The 17,296-nt window shown below is 62.6% G+C and carries 17 protein-coding genes and 1 tRNA gene; 15 read left to right on the top strand and 3 right to left on the bottom strand.

Annotation, left to right across the window (positions count from 1 at the left end; all coding sequences use genetic code 11):
• Positions 1-37 precede the first annotated feature (37 nt).
• The 4 genes from AC3A6F_RS17980 (at position 38) to AC3A6F_RS17965 (ending at position 3,127) form a co-directional block, all read left to right on the top strand.
• Entirely contained in the window at positions 38-844 is an 807-nt protein-coding gene (locus AC3A6F_RS17980; RefSeq protein ID WP_487683086.1) for an MlaE family ABC transporter permease, read from the top strand.
• 19 nt (positions 845-863) lie between these two features.
• Positions 864-1,811 carry an MlaD family protein gene (locus AC3A6F_RS17975; RefSeq protein WP_320472448.1) on the top strand — a complete coding sequence of 316 codons (948 nt, stop codon included), beginning with the start codon at positions 864-866 and terminating at the stop codon, positions 1,809-1,811.
• Positions 1,808-2,437 carry a hypothetical protein gene (locus tag AC3A6F_RS17970; RefSeq protein ID WP_487683084.1) on the top strand — a complete coding sequence of 210 codons (630 nt, stop codon included), beginning with the start codon at positions 1,808-1,810 and terminating at the stop codon, positions 2,435-2,437. Before AC3A6F_RS17975 ends, AC3A6F_RS17970 begins: the two co-directional genes overlap by 4 nt.
• Before the next feature lie 162 nt (positions 2,438-2,599).
• Positions 2,600-3,127, top strand: a complete 528-nt coding sequence (locus tag AC3A6F_RS17965) for a hypothetical protein (protein ID WP_487683082.1) — start codon at positions 2,600-2,602, stop codon at positions 3,125-3,127.
• Positions 3,128-3,136: 9 nt separating this feature from the next.
• Here AC3A6F_RS17965 and AC3A6F_RS17960 read toward each other — a convergent pair whose 3' ends face one another.
• Complete coding sequence (locus tag AC3A6F_RS17960) at positions 3,137-4,075, bottom strand: NAD(P)/FAD-dependent oxidoreductase (RefSeq protein ID WP_487683080.1); 939 nt, start codon at positions 4,073-4,075, stop codon at positions 3,137-3,139.
• A gap of 84 nt (positions 4,076-4,159) precedes the next feature.
• Positions 4,160-5,083 (bottom strand): cation diffusion facilitator family transporter, encoded by a 924-nt coding sequence (locus tag AC3A6F_RS17955; protein WP_487683078.1) that lies wholly within the window; start codon positions 5,081-5,083, stop codon positions 4,160-4,162.
• A gap of 133 nt (positions 5,084-5,216) precedes the next feature.
• On the opposite strand from AC3A6F_RS17955, the gene AC3A6F_RS17950 reads away from it, so the two are divergent.
• The 11 genes from AC3A6F_RS17950 (at position 5,217) to AC3A6F_RS17900 (ending at position 16,229) form a co-directional block, all read left to right on the top strand.
• Positions 5,217-5,293 (top strand) — tRNA-Val (locus AC3A6F_RS17950).
• Positions 5,294-5,499: 206 nt separating this feature from the next.
• A complete protein-coding gene (gene thrS, locus AC3A6F_RS17945) occupies positions 5,500-7,410 on the top strand; it encodes a threonine--tRNA ligase (protein WP_487683076.1) in 1,911 nt (636 codons plus the stop codon).
• On the top strand, positions 7,410-7,967 hold the full coding sequence (infC, locus tag AC3A6F_RS17940) for a translation initiation factor IF-3 (protein ID WP_267874131.1): 558 nt from the start codon (positions 7,410-7,412) through the stop codon (positions 7,965-7,967). Before thrS ends, infC begins: the two co-directional genes overlap by 1 nt.
• A 464-nt stretch (positions 7,968-8,431) precedes the next feature.
• Positions 8,432-8,632 carry a 50S ribosomal protein L35 gene (gene rpmI, locus AC3A6F_RS17935; protein ID WP_005667419.1) on the top strand — a complete coding sequence of 67 codons (201 nt, stop codon included), beginning with the start codon at positions 8,432-8,434 and terminating at the stop codon, positions 8,630-8,632.
• A 20-nt stretch (positions 8,633-8,652) separates the two neighbouring features.
• On the top strand, positions 8,653-9,012 hold the full coding sequence (gene rplT / locus AC3A6F_RS17930; RefSeq protein WP_487683073.1) for a 50S ribosomal protein L20: 360 nt from the start codon (positions 8,653-8,655) through the stop codon (positions 9,010-9,012).
• A gap of 124 nt (positions 9,013-9,136) precedes the next feature.
• Positions 9,137-10,150: a phenylalanine--tRNA ligase subunit alpha gene (gene pheS, locus AC3A6F_RS17925; RefSeq protein ID WP_487683072.1), complete on the top strand. Its 1,014-nt coding sequence runs from the start codon at positions 9,137-9,139 to the stop codon at positions 10,148-10,150.
• 25 nt (positions 10,151-10,175) lie between these two features.
• Positions 10,176-12,602 carry a phenylalanine--tRNA ligase subunit beta gene (gene pheT / locus AC3A6F_RS17920; RefSeq protein ID WP_487683070.1) on the top strand — a complete coding sequence of 809 codons (2,427 nt, stop codon included), beginning with the start codon at positions 10,176-10,178 and terminating at the stop codon, positions 12,600-12,602.
• Positions 12,603-12,789: 187 nt separating this feature from the next.
• The gene (locus tag AC3A6F_RS17915) at positions 12,790-13,158 is read left to right on the top strand and encodes an integration host factor subunit alpha (RefSeq protein ID WP_005667425.1); all 369 of its coding nucleotides are present in this window, start codon (positions 12,790-12,792) and stop codon (positions 13,156-13,158) included.
• 16 nt (positions 13,159-13,174) lie between these two features.
• Positions 13,175-13,579, top strand: coding sequence for a MerR family transcriptional regulator (locus AC3A6F_RS17910; RefSeq protein WP_487683068.1), 405 nt, complete (start codon positions 13,175-13,177; stop codon positions 13,577-13,579).
• 291 nt (positions 13,580-13,870) lie between these two features.
• Positions 13,871-14,503 (top strand): response regulator, encoded by a 633-nt coding sequence (locus AC3A6F_RS17905; RefSeq protein ID WP_005667428.1) that lies wholly within the window; start codon positions 13,871-13,873, stop codon positions 14,501-14,503.
• 190 nt (positions 14,504-14,693) lie between these two features.
• A complete protein-coding gene (locus AC3A6F_RS17900) occupies positions 14,694-16,229 on the top strand; it encodes a CHASE3 domain-containing protein (RefSeq protein WP_487683066.1) in 1,536 nt (511 codons plus the stop codon).
• On the opposite strand, the gene AC3A6F_RS17895 is transcribed toward AC3A6F_RS17900, so the two are convergent.
• Positions 16,210-17,013 carry a Crp/Fnr family transcriptional regulator gene (locus AC3A6F_RS17895; protein ID WP_487683064.1) on the bottom strand — a complete coding sequence of 268 codons (804 nt, stop codon included), beginning with the start codon at positions 17,011-17,013 and terminating at the stop codon, positions 16,210-16,212. The genes AC3A6F_RS17900 and AC3A6F_RS17895 overlap by 20 nt on opposite strands.
• Between the last annotated feature and the right edge of the window lie 283 nt (positions 17,014-17,296).

Raw genomic sequence — 17,296 nt, 5'->3', positions numbered from 1 at the left:
GCGCATATAGCCGCCCGGACCAAGTATCATTCTGCCCATGCCGCGAACGATCCCGCCCATCGCCCAACCGACCCGGTGGCCCGCCTACCTGGCGCGCTACCTGCGCAGCTGGTGGTACATGATCCACCTGGGCGCCATCGCCGTCGTCACGGCGCTTTCGCCCTCCACCTGGCGCCGCGCGAGCTTTTACGCCACCGCGCGCCATATCCACGCCAGCACCTGGCAGGTGCTGCCCTGGTTCACGCTGGCGTCGTGCCTGGTCAGCCTGGTCATCATCCGCATCGTGCTGGTCACGGCCAAGAGCTACGGCCTGTCCGGGCTCGCGCTCGAGATGGTGGTGCGGGTGCTGGTGCTGGAGCTGATTCCACTTTCTGCGGCGCTGTTCGTGGCGCTAAGGGCCAGCATGGCTTTCGACGCCTCGGCCCTGGGCCTGGCGCGTTCCGGCCTGTCGATCCGCGCCGCCAGCGATGAAGCGCTGCGCCGCGTGCGGCGCGACCTGGTGCCGCAGCTGATCGCCAACGCGGTCGCGGTCCTGTCCCTGGCGATGGTCACGTCGATCATCGTGCTGCTGCTGGCCTACCTGAACGTGTATGGCCTGTCGCCCTGGGGCATCCCCGACTACACCCGCACCGTTGGCCGCGTGTTCGCGCCGGTGGTGACGGCCGGCTTCGTGCTCAAGACGGTGCTGTTCGGCCTGGCCGTGGCCCTGATCCCCACCGCCGCCGTGCTCGAGCTGCAGCGCTATCCGCGCGCCCTGGCCACCAGCGTGCAGCCCGGCGCGCTGCGCCTGCTGTTCGTGCTGATCGTGATCGAGGCCGGCTCGCTGGCCCTGAAATACATCTGAATCCTTGAAGAAGAACACCATGCCGGACCTGACTCCCGATCCATCCATCCCCGACGAACCGAAGAACGTCGAAGCCAAGGCGGTGATCCTGCTGGTGCTGCTCGGCCTCATGATCGCGGGCTTCGTGCTGTACGTGATGTACGCGCGCGGCGTGTTCGAGCCGACCCAGCGCCTGACCCTGGTGGCCGAGGATTCGTCCGGCGTCATCCCCGGCATGGACATGACCTTCGCCGGCTTTCCGATCGGGCGCGTGCGCCAGGTCGACCTGGGCGACGACGGCAAGGTGCAGATCACGGTCGACGTCCAGAGCAAGGACGCCAAGTGGCTGCGCGCCTCGAGCGTGTTCACGCTGGAGTCGAGCATCGTGGGCGAGACCCGCCTGCGCGCTTATACCGGGGTGCTGACCGATGCGCCGCTGCCGCCCAATTCCACCCGTACCGTGCTGCGCGGCGACGCCACCGCCGAGATCCCGCGCATCGTCGCCACCGCCAGGGCGCTGCTGGAAAACCTGGAAACCATGACGGCGTCGGGCTCGGACGTCAACGCCAGCCTGGCCAATCTGTCGGCGGTGACAGGGCGCATGTCGGGCCGCTACGGCGTGCTCGGTGGCGCGCTGGGCGGCGACGAAGAGGCGAAGAAGCTCATGGAAGCGCTGGACCGGGTTAACGTGATCCTGGCCAAGGCCGACCAGCGCGTGTTCGGCAAGGCCGGCGTGATGGACGACACGCAGGCCGCGATCCGCCAGCTGGACGTGGTGCTGCAGGACGCCAGCACCACGCTCAAGAAGGTCGATGCGGTGCTGGTCGAGGCCCAGGCGGTCGGCGCCAATACGCGCGAAGCCACCGAAGACCTGGGCGCCCTGCGCGGCGAGGTCGACGCCAGCCTGCGCAAGGTGAACCGCCTGGTCGAGGAAATCAACCGTAAATGGCCGTTCGCGCGCAGCAGCCAGGAGATCAAGCTTCCATGAAGATCGCATATATAGTCATCGCGGCCGCCCTGGCCGGCTGCGCGAGCAAGCCGCTGCCGCCCGACTGGCAAGCCAATGCCAAGGGTGCCCTGGATGCCTCGGTAGACGATTACCTGAAGGGGCACACGGCGGCTTCCGAGTCCGAGTTCCGCGAAGCGCGGCGCGAGACGACGGCTACCGGGCGCCCCGATCGCGTGGCCCAGGTCGAGCTGGTGCGTTGCGCGGCGCAGGCGGCCAGCCTGGTGTTCGAGGATTGCCCGGGCTATGCGGCGCTGGCGGCGGATGCAACGCCGGCGCAGCGCGCGTATGCCGCCTATCTGGCGGGGCAGTGGGATGGCCTGGACGTGGCGCTGTTGCCCGAGCAGCATCGCGCGGTGGTCACGGGCGGTGCGCTGGACAAGGTCGACGACCCGCTGGCGCGCCTGGTCGCGGCCGGGGCGCTGTTCAAGGCCGGGCGCATGACGCCGCAAGGCATCGAGCTGGCGGCCGATACGGCGTCGAACCAGGGTTGGCGCCGTCCCTTGCTCGCTTGGCTCGGGGTGCAGGAGCAGCGCGCCAAGTCGGCCGGCGACACAGCGGCGGCAGAGCAGATCCGGCGCCGGATGACGCTCGTTGCGGGGCAATGAGCGGAGCGATGGCGTGGTCCCCAGTTACGGTTGATATCGATCATCGGCTGTGACTTTCGCGGTGTCGATCATGGTTAACTAGTTGTGTTTTCCTTTCCAATAGGCAATACTTCAGCAGGATTCACATTCGACGGTGTATCAACCACTTTGAACGGAGCCTGCATGTCGTCAATCGATTCCACAAACCCCTACCGCGTTCAAGGCGCGGTCACCTCGATCGCCGAGCTGGCCAAAAAGAAGCCCGGTATGGTCTTTCAAATGCCCGCCGAGCTCGTTGCCGAGGCCGAGCTGCACGATGAGCAGCAGGCTGCGCGGCGGGAGGCCGAGTACCTCTATGCGCAGGAACATCCCGATCAGGTCTATGCCCAGGTGACCGTGGGGGGCAAGGTCGTGGCGACGGTATATGATTCCGGCGTGACGTTGTTCCATGAAGGCGGCGCCGGCGTCGACCTGACCGCGGGCGATGCGGGCCTGGCCCTGGCCGACGCCCGCCTCGCGGACATCCTGAAGGTGGTGCCGGGCGAGGTGAAATACGACGATTTCGTCCAGCCCAACGCGTTCTCGGCAAGGGGGGCGCCGGAGTCGGCGCTGCCGAAGCTGACGGCGCGCAGCCTGGTGCAGATCATGCAGGATCTGGACTGGCATCTGGCGCGCACGCGCATGGCCGGCGACGATACGCGCGGGGCCTGAGCTGGCCAGTCAGGGGCGGGAGCGAAGCGCCCAGGGCAGCGTGTTGTGGATGGTCGTGGCCGCGATCGCTGCCTGGCCGGCCGCCACCGCAATCTGGTTCAGGCCGCGCGTGACGTCACCGATGGCGTACAGCCCGGGCACTGACGTGCGGCAGTGATCGTCCACCAATAGCTTGTCGCATTCGACGGTCTCGGCGCCGAGCGCGGCCGCCAACCCCGAGCGGGCGCTCTCGCCCAGCATCGGATAGAACACGTCGCACTCGTAATCCTCGCCATCGCGCGTGTGCAGCACCGGCCGCATGTCGTCGGTGAGGGTCACGCCGGCCAGCGGAGAGGTGATGTGACGCACGTTCGCCGCTTCCAGCTGGCGCTTTTCGTCGGCGTTGACGGCCGATTCCTCGGCCCGTTCGAATAGCAGCACATCCGAACTGAAGCTGCGCATGAACAGCGCATGTCCCACTGGATTGACCTCGGAGGTCGCCACCGCGATGCACTTGTCGATGACGTCGAAGCCGTCGCAGACGGGACACAGGCGCACAGCGCCGGCGGCCACGGCTTCTTCCCAGCGCTCGACCGGCATGCCGGCGTCGGCCACGCCGGTCGCCAGCAGCACCGTATGCGCGCGCAAGGTCGTCAAGTCACCCTCGGGACTGCAGCAGTCGGCGACGAACAATCCATCTTCGAGGCGCAGATTGACGACTTCGCCGGGGATGACATGCCCGCCATAATTGCCCAGCTGGCAGCGCAATTGGTCAAGCAGCAGCTTGCCGTTGATTCCGTCGGGGAAGCCCGGATAGTTGTGCGAGATGGGAATCCACCCCAGCCGGCTATTGCCCTTGTCGACCAGGGCCACGTTGCGGGTGAAGCGGTGCAGGTAGATGGCGGCGGTCAGGCCGCCGGGGCCACCGCCGACGATCAGCGTGTCGAAAACATTGGTTTTGAGTTCCATGCCAGCGATTATCGTGGCGCGGGAGTGGCCCGGCTATCGGCGCGCGCCTGCACGCCGGGTGGGCATGGACTTACACGCAGCCGCCTACAGCGACTTGCCGCCGGCCGCCTCTGGCTGCAGGGTCACGTGATCGATGCCGTGGCGCTCGCGCAGCATGGCGCGCACGGCCTCCAGCACCGGCGGCCATTCTTCCAGGCTGCGGATCTCGATGTGGCCGATCAGGGCCGGGTGGCCTGGCGACATGTCCCACACATGCATATCGTGCACGGCCAGCACGCCGTCGACGGCCGCCATGTCGGCGCCGACCTGTACGTAGTCGATCGCATGCGGCACCCCTTCCATCAGGAAGTGATACGACTCCCTCAGGATGCCGCTGGTCGAGCGCAGGATCAGCAGGGCGACGAAGATCGACAGGATCGGGTCGGCCTGCAACCATCCGGTGACATAGATGATGGCGCCGGAGGCGATCGCCGCCAGCGAGCCCAGCAGGTCGCCCATCACATTGACCAGGGCGGCGCGGGTATTGATGCTGTCGTTATTGCGGGAAAGAATCCAGGCCACTAGCAGGTTGATCGACGCGCCCAGGGCCGCCACGATCAGCACGATGCCGCCTTGTACATGTTCGGGATGGATCAGGCGCTGCACCGCTTCGTAGCCGATCCAGGCCACCAGGCCCAGCATCGCCAGGCAGTTGACGAAGGCGGCCAGCGCCTCGGCGCGCACGAAGCCGAAGGAGTGACGGGGCGACGGCGGACGCTTGGCGATCAGCTGGGCCAGCAGGGCCAGGCCAAGGGCGGCGGCGTCGGTCACCATGTGGCCGGCGTCCGAGATCAGGGCCAGCGAGTTGGAAATGAAGCCGGTGATGACTTCGACCACGGCGAACAGCAGGGTCAGGCCGAGCGCGACCGCCAGCGCCTTCTGGCTGCGCGCCTCGATCGAGTGCGAATGGCTGGCGTCGCCATCGAGGTGGGCGTGCAGGTGGGCAGGGTCGAGCTGTTTCAAGTTCATCGCAAGAAGTAAATATGGGCGTGGTGTCGAAGTGTAAAGCATCCTGCGCCGGAGGGCAGCGGGCGGACCCTGCGGCAACTATTTCTGTGCGAGGGTTGCGGTTCCGCCATGCGGTCCTTATAATGGCGGCATCGGGCGGTTAGTTCAGCTGGTTAGAATACTTGGTCGACATCCAAGGGGTCGCAGATTCGAATTCTGCACCGCCCACCAGTACATATGTAAGAGCGAGAAAGGCACGACGGTTATGACACCGCGAACTACAACCTGGTTGTGGGGGAATCGCTAGACGCGAAGGGGTGTGCTTTTGCTCAACACAACGAAAAAACGCGGCTAGTGCCGCGTTTTTTTTCGTCTTTTAAAATTCCATTGTCTTTTTGTTTATTTTTCACCGGCGCGAGCGCCAATTGGAGAGCAGCATGCTGAACGTCCGACTTCCCGATGGCTCCAGCCGTCAATTCGACGGCCCCGTGACGGTGGCCCAGGTAGCGCAGAGTATTGCCCCGAGCCTGGCCAAGGCCGCCCTGGCCGGCAAGGTCAATGGCAAGGTGGTCGACACCTCGCACCTGATCGACGCCGACGCCGACCTGGCGATCGTGACCGACCGCGACCCGGAAGGCCTGGACGTGATCCGTCACTCGACCGCCCACTTGCTGGCCTATGCGGTCAAGGAATTGTTCCCGGAAGCCCAGGTCACCATCGGCCCGGTCATCGAGAACGGCTTTTACTATGACTTCTCGTACAAGCGCCCGTTCACCCCGGACGACCTGGCCGCCATTGAAAAGAAAATGGTCGAGCTGGCCAAGAAGGACGAGCCGGTCACCCGCAAGGTGCTGCCGCGCGACGAAGCCGTGAGCTACTTCAAGTCGATCGGCGAGCACTACAAGGCCGAGATCATCGCCTCGATTCCGGCCAATGAAGACGTGTCGCTGTACAGCGAAGGCGGCTTCACCGACCTGTGCCGCGGCCCGCACGTGCCGTCGACCGGCAAGATCAAGGTCTTCAAGCTGATGAAGCTGGCGGGCGCCTACTGGCGTGGCGATTCGAAGAACGAGATGCTGCAGCGCGTGTACGGCACCGCCTGGACCAAGAAGGAAGACCAGGAGCAATACCTGCACATGCTGGAAGAAGCGGAAAAGCGCGACCACCGCAAGCTCGGCAAGGCGCTGGACCTGTTCCACTTCCAGGAAGAAGCGCCGGGCCTGGTGTTCTGGCATCCGAAGGGCTGGACCGTCTGGCAGCAGGTGGAGCAGTATATGCGCCACAAGTACCAGGTGAGCGGCTACAGCGAAGTCAAGGCGCCGCAAATCCTCGATCGCACCCTGTGGGAAAAGACCGGTCACTGGGAAAACTACCGTGACAATATGTTCACCACTGAGTCCGAAAACCGCTCGTACGCGCTCAAGCCGATGAACTGCCCGGGCCACGTGCAGATCTATAACTCGGGCATGCGCTCCTACCGCGACCTGCCGCTGCGCTTTGGCGAATTCGGCCAATGCCACCGCAACGAGCCGTCCGGTGCGCTGCACGGCCTGATGCGCGTGCGTGGCTTCACCCAGGACGACGGCCACATCTTCTGTACCGAAGAGCAGGTCGAGCGCGAAGTCACCGAATTCCACGCCCAGGCGATGGGCGTCTACGACGACTTCGGCTTCACCAATATCGACGTCAAGCTGGCGCTGCGTCCGGATAGCCGCATCGGTTCCGACGAGGTCTGGGACCAGGCCGAGGAATCGCTGCGTTCGGCGCTGCGCGCCTGTGGCGTGGAGTGGACCGAGCTGCCGGGCGAGGGCGCCTTCTATGGCCCGAAGATCGAGTACCACCTGAAGGACAGCCTGGGCCGCCCATGGCAGGTCGGCACCGTGCAGGTGGACTTCTCGATGCCGGGCCGCCTCGGTTCCGAATATGTCGCAGAAGACAATACCCGCAAGGTACCGGTGATGCTGCACCGCGCGATCGTGGGATCGATGGAACGCTTCATTGGCATCCTGATCGAAAACTACGCGGGCGCGCTGCCGCTCTGGCTTGCGCCAGTGCAAGTCGCAGTCCTGAATATTTCGGATGCGCAGGCCGATTACGTCAAGCAGGTCGAGGCAAAACTGCGCGCGGCAGGCCTGCGCGTGCACGCTGATTTGCGGAACGAGAAGATCACCTATAAAATACGCGAACATTCCGTCCAAAAACTGCCGTATATCCTCGTTGTTGGGGATAAGGAAAAGGACGCGAACACAGTGGCTGTGCGAGCCCGCGGCAATGTCGATCTGGGCGTGATGTCCATCGACGCGCTCGTGGAGCGTCTGGTTGGCGAAGTTGCCGCCAAGACGAAATAATCCCGGCCAATACCAATACATTCAAAGGAAATGACATAGCTACTGACAAGCAGAATCGCATTAATGGCGAAATCACCCATCCGGAAATGCGTTTGAACGGTGTGGACAACGAGCCGCTGGGCATCGTGACCCTGGCCGAAGCGTTCCGTCTGGCCGAAGAAAAGAACGTCGACCTGGTTGAGATCGCGCCAAATGCGGTCCCTCCGGTTTGCCGCCTGATGGACTACGGCAAGTTCAAGTATTCGGAACAGAAGAAGGCCCACGAAGCCAAGCTCAAGCAGAAGATCATCCAGGTCAAGGAGATCAAGTTCCGTCCGGGTACCGATGAAGGCGACTACAGCATCAAGCTGCGTAACCTCATCAAATTCCTGGAAGAAGGCGACAAGACCAAGATTACCTTGCGTTTCCGCGGTCGCGAGATGGCACACCAGGACATCGGCCTGCGCGTGCTCGAGCGCCTGCGCACCGATCTGGAAGCGGTTGGCACGATCGAGCAGTTCCCGAAACTCGAAGGCCGCCAGATGGTCATGGTGGTTGCACCGAAGAAGAAGAAGTAATTCTTCGAGCGAAGCAGATACACGGCCGGGTCCGTGGTGGGGGTGAAAGCCCTTGCTGCGGCCCGGCTTTCACACGTCTGTACTATGTGCATCCATGTTTATCGCTGCTGCAAACCACGTCGCTCCCGCGCAGGCGTGAGCCCAAGTATCGATGCGCCGTGGCGGCGGTCGCCATAGTGGCGATGCGTAGGGCTTGGGCACCCGCCTGCGCGGGTGCGACGTTGGTAATGGCTCGGGTGCGACGTCGGTAATGGCCCCATGACGTTGTTTGCATGCGCTGAAGGGTTGCCTCCGACCATCCCATCCCTCCAAACATGTGCTACAATCTGCGATTCCTGTTTTTAGAAACGGGTTGTAGCAGACTCGCTTCTGCTGCAAGACAAGTGAAAGTAGGCATTCAAGAGCAGCGTTGCTGCCACCTGCAATCCTGTCCCATATGAGGCTGTCCGCGAGGACAGATGACTATGCCAAAAATGAAAACCAAGAGCTCCGCGAAGAAACGTTTTCGCGTGCGTCCGGGCGGTACCGTCAAATCGGGCATGGCCTTCAAGCGTCACATCCTGACCAAGAAGACCACCAAGAACAAGCGCCAGCTGCGCGGCACCCGTAACATCAATGCGTCGGACGTGACCAGCGTCTACCGCATGATGCCATCTGCTGTTTAATCTCACACTAAGGAGCGAATATGCCTCGAGTAAAACGTGGGGTTACTGCACGTGCCCGTCACAAGAAAGTTCTTGAACTTGCCAAAGGCTACCGTGGCCGCCGCAGCAAGGTATACCGTGTTGCCAAGCAAGCAGTCATGCGCGCTGGCCAGTATGCCTACCGCGATCGCCGCAACAAGAAGCGCGTCTTCCGCGCACTGTGGATCACCCGTATCAACGCGGCTTCGCGTTCGCACGGCATGACCTACAGCGTCTTCATGAACGGCCTGAAAAAGTCCGCGATTGAACTGGACCGTAAAGTCCTGGCCGACATGGCTGTGCATGACAAGCCGGCATTCGCCGCGATCGTCAGCGCCGTCAAGGCCAAGCTGGCTGCTTGATTTCAGTCTGCTAGCAAGAAGCGCCATAGCGATATGGCGCACTAGAAGCGGGGCAAGGTTCACACCTGTGCCCCGTTTTTGATTCTGGCGTCTCCCGCCAACGAAAAACAGGAAAAGAACAAGCATGAACTTGGAAGAACTCGTCGTCGCGGCCAGGTCCGACTTCGCTGCCTCCGCGGACGCCGCCGCGCTCGAAAATGCGAAAGCCAAGTACCTGGGCAAGACCGGCCAGGTGACCGACCTCATGAAGGGGCTCGGCAAGCTCGACCCTGAGCAGCGCAAGGCGCAGGGCGCCCTGATCAATGCCGCCAAAGAACAAATCGAACAGGCCTTGACCGCGCGCCGCGAGGCGCTCGCCGACGCGCAGCTGCTGCTGCGCCTGTCCGCCGAGAGCATCGACGTCACCCTGCCGGGCCGCGGCCGCTCGAAGGGCGGCATTCACCCCGTGATGCGCACCTGGGAGCGCGTCGAGCAGATCTTCCGCTCGATCGGCTTCGACGTCGCCGACGGTCCCGAGATCGAGACCGACTGGACCAACTTCACCGCACTGAACAGCCCCGAAAATCACCCGGCGCGTTCGATGCAGGACACGTTCTATATCGAGGGCAACGACAGCAGCGGCAAGCCGCTGCTGCTGCGCACCCACACCAGCCCGATGCAGGTGCGCTACGCGCGCACCCACCTGCCTCCGATCAAGGTGATCGCGCCGGGCCGTACCTACCGTGTCGACAGCGACGCCACCCACTCGCCGATGTTCCACCAGGTCGAAGGCCTGTGGATCGGCGAGGACATCAGTTTTGCCGACCTCAAGGGCGTGTACCTGAACTTCGTCAAGGCGTTCTTCGAGACCGACGACCTGCAGGTGCGCTTCCGGCCATCGTATTTCCCGTTCACCGAACCGTCGGCCGAGATCGACATCGCCTTCGGTTCCGGTCCGCTCAAGGGCCGCTGGCTGGAAGTATCGGGCGCCGGCCAGGTGCACCCGACCGTCGTGCGCAACTTCGGACTGGATCCGGAAAAGTTCATCGGCTTCGCGTTCGGCTCCGGCCTCGAGCGCCTGACGATGCTGCGTTATGGAATCAACGACCTGCGCCTGTTCTATGAAGGCGACCTGCGTTTCCTGAAGCAGTTCAATTAATTTGCGAAGCTGAGGTAAAAAGAATATGCAATTCTCGGAAAACTGGCTCCGTTCCATCGTCGATCCGAAGATGAGTTCGGATGAGCTGTCCCACCTGCTGACCATGTCCGGCCTCGAAGTGGAAGAGGTCGAAGCCGTCGCGCCGCCGTTCTCGAACGTGGTCGTGGCGCACGTCGTCGAAGTGGCGAAGCACCCGAACGCCGACCGCCTGAACGTGTGCCAGGTCGATGCCGGCACCGGCACGCTGCTCAATATCGTGTGCGGCGCGCCGAACGTGCGCGCCGGCATGAAGGCGATTTGCGCCAAGGCCGGCGCGCTGCTGCCGCCGGGCGCCGACGGCAAGCCGTTCGAGATCAAGATCGGCAAGCTGCGCGGCGTCGAGTCGCAGGGCATGATGTGTTCAAGCAAAGAGCTGGGCATCTCGGAAGAGAGCAATGGTCTGATGGAACTGCCGGAAGACGCACCGGTCGGCCAGAACATCCGCGATTATCTGGGCCTGAACGACCTGAAATTCACCATCAAGCTAACCCCGAACAAGGCCGACTGCCTGTCGGTGCTGGGCGTGGCGCGTGAAGTGTCGGCCCTGACCGGCTCGCCCCTGAGCCTGGCGCCGACGCGCGCCGTGCCGGTGAGCAGCGACGAGATCCTGCCGGTCAAGGTGTCGGCGCCCGACCTGTGCGGCCGTTTCGCCGGCCGCGTGATCCGCGGCCTGAACGCGCGCGCGACCACTCCGGAATGGATGAAGCGTCGCCTGGAACGCAGCGGCCAGCGCTCGGTGTCGGCCCTGGTCGACATCTCCAACTATGTGATGCTGGAAGTCGGTCGTCCGTCGCATGTGTTTGACCTGGCCAGGATCCACGGTTCGCTCGACGTTCGCTGGGGCAAGAAGGGCGAATCCCTCAAGCTGCTGAACGGAAATACCGTCGAGCTCGACGAGTGGGTCGGCGTGATCGCCGACGACAAGGAGATCGAATCGCTGGCCGGCATCATGGGAGGCGATTCCACCGCCGTCTCGCTGGACACGACCGACATCTACCTGGAAGCGGCCTTCTGGTGGCCGAATGCGATCCAGGGTCGCGCCCGCCGTTACAATTTCTCGACCGACGCGGCGCACCGCTTCGAGCGCGGCGTCGACTACGCGACCATTCCCGACCATATCGAGCGCATCACCGCGCTGATTGTCGAGATCTGCGGCACCGGCGAGACGAAAGTCGGCCCGGTCGACGACCAGGTCGTCAATCTGCCGCAGCGCCAGCCCGTGCAATTGCGCACCGCGCGCGCGCAAAAAGTCATCGGCGTGCCGTTGAGCGACGAGCTGATCGCCGACATCTTCACCCGCCTCGGGCTGGCGTTTACGCGCGATGAGGGCACTTTCCTCGTGACGGCGCCGTCGTACCGCTTCGACATCGAGATCGAAGAAGACCTGATCGAGGAAGTGGCGCGCGTCTACGGCTTCGAGAACATTCCAGCGAATCCGCCGGTGGCGCCGAGCGCCATGCTGATCGCGCCTGAAAACACCCGTTCGCTGTTCGCGATCCGCCACCAGCTGGCCGACCTGGGTTACCAGGAAGTGGTCAATATGAGCTTCGTCGAGAGCGCCTGGGAGGCGGATTTCGCCGGCAACCTCGAGCCGATCCGCCTGCAGAACCCGATCGCCAGCCAGCTCTGTGTGATGCGTTCGAGCCTGATCGGCAGCCTGGTCGCCAATGTGCGCTACAACATCAACCGCAAGGCCGGCCGCGTGCGCGCCTTCGAGGTCGGCGCCGTGTTCATGCGCAATAGCGAGGTCCAGGACGGTCCTCTGGCGGTGGCCGGCATTGATCAGCCCAAGCGCGTGGCTGCGATCGCCTACGGTCCCGCCGCGGACGAGCAGTGGGGTTTGGCGACCCGGGCCGTCGATTTCTTCGACGTGAAGGCCGACCTGGAAGCGCTGTTCGCCCCGCGCCAGCTGCGTTTCACCAAGGCCGAGCACCCGGCGCTGCACCCGGGCCGCTGCGCCACGGTGGAGCTGGACGGCAAGCAGATCGGCCTGGTCGGCGAGCTGCATCCACGCTGGCTGCAGAAATATGATCTGCCGCAAGCGCCGGTGCTGTTCGAAGTCGATGCGGCCGCCCTGTGCGAGCGCGTGGTCCCGAGCCATACCGAGATTTCGAAGTTCCCGGGCGCCACGCGCGACCTGGCGCTGGTGGTGAAACAGGACGTTCCGGCCCAGCGTGTGATCGATGCTTTCAACGCCGAGATCGCAGCCAATCCTGCAGGCAAGATCGTGCAAGCCGTTGTTTTGTTTGATGAATATCGCGGCAAGGGCCTGGAGACGGATGAAAAAAGTCTTGCTTTCCGCTTTAGCTTGCAAGATACTCAATCGACGCTGCAGGACGAAGCGGTCGATGCCATCATGGCAGCGGTCGCGGAATCCGCATCGACGAAACTGAGTGCGCGGCTGCGCGCTTAAGTGGCGACATAAGTGGTGACATAAGCAGCGCAATCCGATAGCAGGACCATTCCATGACGGGGCAAGCCCAGGCTTGTCCCGTCATCCGAAACATCGTTTGACTTGAAGGCAGGGCTTCAAAATTAACAACAACGACGTTGATTCCGCCGTCTTCCAAGAGGCGCTGGCCGCCGACCTGGACCGTGCCATGCAAGTAGCGCGGGTACGCAAGGAAGCTGAACAGTCATTGCCGACCTTGACCAAGGCGGAGCTGGCCGAGCTGCTGTTCGAGCAGGTCGGCCTGAACAAGCGCGAAGCCAAGGATATGGTCGAAACTTTTTTTGACGAAATCCGCAATGCGCTCGAGCGCGGCGAGGCAGTCAAGCTGTCCGGCTTCGGCAATTTCCAGTTGCGCGACAAGCCGCAGCGGCCCGGCCGCAATCCGAAAACGGGGGAGGAAATCCCCATCACGGCGCGCCGCGTCGTGACATTCCACGCCAGCCAGAAACTCAAGGGAATGGTCGAAGAGACCACACCAGGTAGTCCACCCGCGGGTTCCCTGGCGCGTGCAGCCTGAGGACGCCCGATAAGCGATGAATGACCGACCGAACAAGATCGAACCGAACGTGCTGCCGCCGATTCCGGCCAAGCGTTATTTCACGATTGGGGAAGTCAGTGACTTGTGCGGAGTCAAACCCCACGTCTTGCGCTACTGGGAACAGGAATTTACGCAGCTTAAGCCGGTCAAACGTCGTGGAAACCGCCGATACTATCAGCACCACGAAGTCTTGCTGATCCGGCGCATCCGCGCGTTGCTGTACGAGCAGGGCTTCACCATCAGCGGCGCACGTAACCGCCTCGATGGTCGCGCCAGCGCGGCGATCGAGCTCGACGGGCTGGACCTGCCCGACAGCCCGCCAGCGATCGACGCCGACAAACTGCGCGCCGATCTGCTGGACATTCTCGACTTGCTCAAGAACGGGGCGCGGCCTGCGTAAAGCCTGCGCAGGCTCTTACAATCTGTCGACATCCGTCGCCAACTTGGCGGGCTGTGAGCAAATCGTGCCGCTCAGAAAGTCGCGTCGCTCCGCCGGCGGGTCGTCTACGGTTCAGCTGCCGCTCTTGTCCCGGTCGCGCGCTGCGTCTGAATACTCAAGCATTCGTGCACCTGTTGAACGCGGCCCTCGGAGTGTTAAAATGTCACCCGCGCATATGCTGAATCTAACGCATGTAAACCGGGCGGTTCAGACCCGGCACTTTCCTGCGCAAGGAAAATTTAAGGGAAGACAATGATACGCGTTGCCATTTGTGACGATCACCAGATAGTTAGAGCAGGGTTCAAGCAGATTTTCTCGTCGTCGGGCGACTTTGAAGTCGTCGCCGAAGGCGCCACCGGCCGTGAGGCCCTCGATATCGCACGCCGCGAGATCTGCGACGTGCTGCTGCTGGACATCGCGATGCCCGACCAGAGCGGCATCGACATCCTGCGCACCATCCGCCAGGGCCAGCCCAATTTGCCGGTGCTGATCCTGTCCGGCTACCCGGCGCAGCAGTATGCGCTCAACCTGTTCAAGATGGGCGCCAACGGCTACCTGAACAAGGAATGCGAGGCCGACGAGCTCAAGACCGCCGTGCGCACCGTCTACCAGGGGCGCCGCTATGTGTCCTCGACGGTCGGCGAACTGCTGGCCCAGAGTTTCGACCGCGATCCCAACACGGCGCTGCACACCGAGCTGTCCGATCGTGAGTTCCAGGTCTTCCTGCGGCTGGCGAAGGGCGCGACCGTGTCCGATATCGGCAACGCGCTGTCGCTGTCGATCAAGACCGTGTCCACCTACCGCACCCGGATCATGGAAAAAATGGGCCTGCAGTCGAATTCCGACCTGACCTATTACGCCATGAAGAACAATCTGCTCGATTAATCTTCCGCTGATTTTTTAGCCAGATTCATCCGACAACGCGCCCACCCGGGCGCGTTTTACGTGCTGGACAGTATTCGGCAGCGGCCGGCGCAAATGCAACAAATAGTTACGGCCGAGAATTTCGCAGTGCAACATTCCGTCCATACGCCTATAATGAAGGGCCACATTCCTTGCACGAAAGGAAGCCTGGATGTACTTCACTACCGCTGCGGACGAGAAATCGATCCGCAGTTTCCCCCTTCATAAGACGCTGCTGTGCCTGATGTGCGTGGTGCTGCTGGTCGTCAATGGCGTGTTCCTGGCGCGTAACCTCGACGATTTGCGGGCGGCCAATGCGCTGCAGGCGCAAACGGCCCAGGTGTCGGACGAGCTGCAATACCTGAACTTGATCGTCACCGATGCCGAAAGCAGCCTGCGCGGCTATTTCCTGTCGGGCGACGAGGTGTATCTGGGCCCGCTGCGCAGCGCCTCGCAGCAAATCGACAAGCAGATGCGCTCACTGGATGAGCTGCTACGCGACAATCCTTCCCAGGCAAAGAACCTGCAGCAGTTACGCACGCTGGTCGACAAGAAATTTGGTCTGCTTGAACAGTCGCTCGAGGTCTACCGCGAGGGTGGACTGAACGATATCGTGGCGATCGCTGCTTCTCCCGACGACCGCGCACAGATGGATGAGATCCGCCTGCAGGTCGTGATCATGACGCGTGAGCAGAACGAATTGCTCACCACCCGCACCGCCGCTTTCTACCAGCAGTACCGTCACGCCGTGGTGTTCGGCGTCGGCATCAATGCCGCCGCCATCTTCGTGCTGCTGCTGTTCTACAAGATGATCAAGCGCGCCTTCCGCCTGCGCCTGCTGGCCGAGCGTGCCCTGCAACATACGAATGATGGCCTGGAAGAAATCGTGGCCGAACGCACTGGCCAGTTGTCGGTACTGTCGCGCCACCTGATCAAGGTGTCTGAAGAAGAAAAATCGCGCCTGGCGCGTGAATTGCACGATGAAATGGGCGCCAACCTGACGGCGATCGGCATGGACCTGTCCACGGTCGCCGAGCACCTGCGCGCCAGCCATCCGGAACTGGCGTCGAAGCTGGGGCGCGCCAAGCGGACCCTGGTCGACACCGTGCAGCTGAAACGCCGCATCATCGAGAATTTACGGCCGAGTCTGCTCGACAATATGGGACTTTCGGCTGCGCTGCAAAGCTATTGCGCCGATTACGCGCGCATCACTTCGCTCGATTGCGATGCGCTGATCGAGGCCGAGGCCGACGCGGCCGGCCCGATGCAGGCGATTGCGCTATTCCGTATCACACAGGAGGCCTTGAACAATATCGCCAAGTACGCCAAGGCGCGAAATGTGATCGTCAACCTGACGCAGGAGCCCGATGGCTGGGGCCTCGAGATCACCGACGACGGCATCGGCATTCCTCCTGATGCCATGGCGAGGTCGAAATCGCATGGCCTGCTCGGCATGCGCGAACGCGCCTTGCTGCTGGGAGGCACTCTGGTGGTCGAGCCTGGTGTGAATGGGGTGGGAACTTGCGTGCGCGCCATGATTCCGGCGGCTGCCCCGGGGGGCAATGAACAGGCGGGTGCGGCACAGGCCGTCAGTGCAGCTGCGGTTGCCTTGTCTTGCGTACAGGCCGAAGCGGTCTTGCTGGAATCGCCGTCGCCTGATGCAGCGGCGATTCCGGTATCACGTCATCTCAACGCGCCACATCCATGAGCAGGCGGTCGTATTCCGATTTGGCGACCTTGTAGCACTCTCCCGCATATTCTTCCAGACCGGCGCGGTCCAGCACGGTGATATTGCCGCGGCGATACTGGATCAGGCCCTCGTCCTGCAGCTTGCCGGCGGCGGCGGTGATGCTTTCGCGGCGCACGCCCAGCATGATCGAGATCAGTTCCTGCGTCACTTTCAGTTCGTTGCTGGCCGAGCGGTCCAGGCGGTCGAGCAGCCAGCGGCACAGCTTCTGTTCGATCGAGCTGTGGCGGCCGCCGACGGCGTTCTGGGCCATCTGGGCGAACAGCGCATTGGTGTAGCGCATCAGCAGCTGGGGCAGGGCGCCGCCGCGGTTGAAGGCGTCGCGCAGGTATTGGGTCTTGAGGCGGTAGCCGTAGCCAGCGCTCTGGACCACGGCGCTGCAGGTGGCGCGTTCGCCCATGAACAGCGACACGCCGACCGCGCCTTCATGGCCGACCACGGCGATCTCGGTGGTGGCGCCGTCTTCCATCACGTACAGCAGCGACACGATTGCGGTCGTTGGAAAATACACGTATTCCAGTTTGCTGCCATACTCAAACAGTTCTTTACCGAACGGCATCGGGACCAGTTCGAGGTGGTCGAACATGTCTTCAAGGTCGGTACGTGGCAGCGCTGCCAGCAGTTCGTTCTGCTGGGTGCCGCTGTAGCTCACGACCGGTTTCGACGAGGACTTCATTGCCTCACTCGTGGCAGGGATCTGGTTCTTCGATTTTTGGGTGAGACCACCAAACTGAGTGTTGTTCATCTTATGTCCTCTTATGTCTATCATGCGTCGGGGGCGATTTCTGGAGGCTTGTCTTTCTTACCTCATCGCGATGGGTGTACTTTAAAGCTACCGTCTGTTGCCGCACATAAGACGAGTATCCGCCCCCCTGTAGGTTCCAAGCATGATGTCGTGTCAGCCCAGTCCTACTAGAGAAAACCGTGCGTTGGCGCACCTTCCGGCGCAAAGTTTCGTTAAAGAACGCCGAAATGCCCCATAATTCGCCGGCGCCTATGTTATGAGCGCATCACGATACGGGGCGAAT

This window comes from Massilia sp. Soil_C_3, assembly GCF_057657035.1.
Note: the sequence above shows the minus strand (reverse complement) of the source record. Positions and strands in the feature narration are given on the sequence as shown.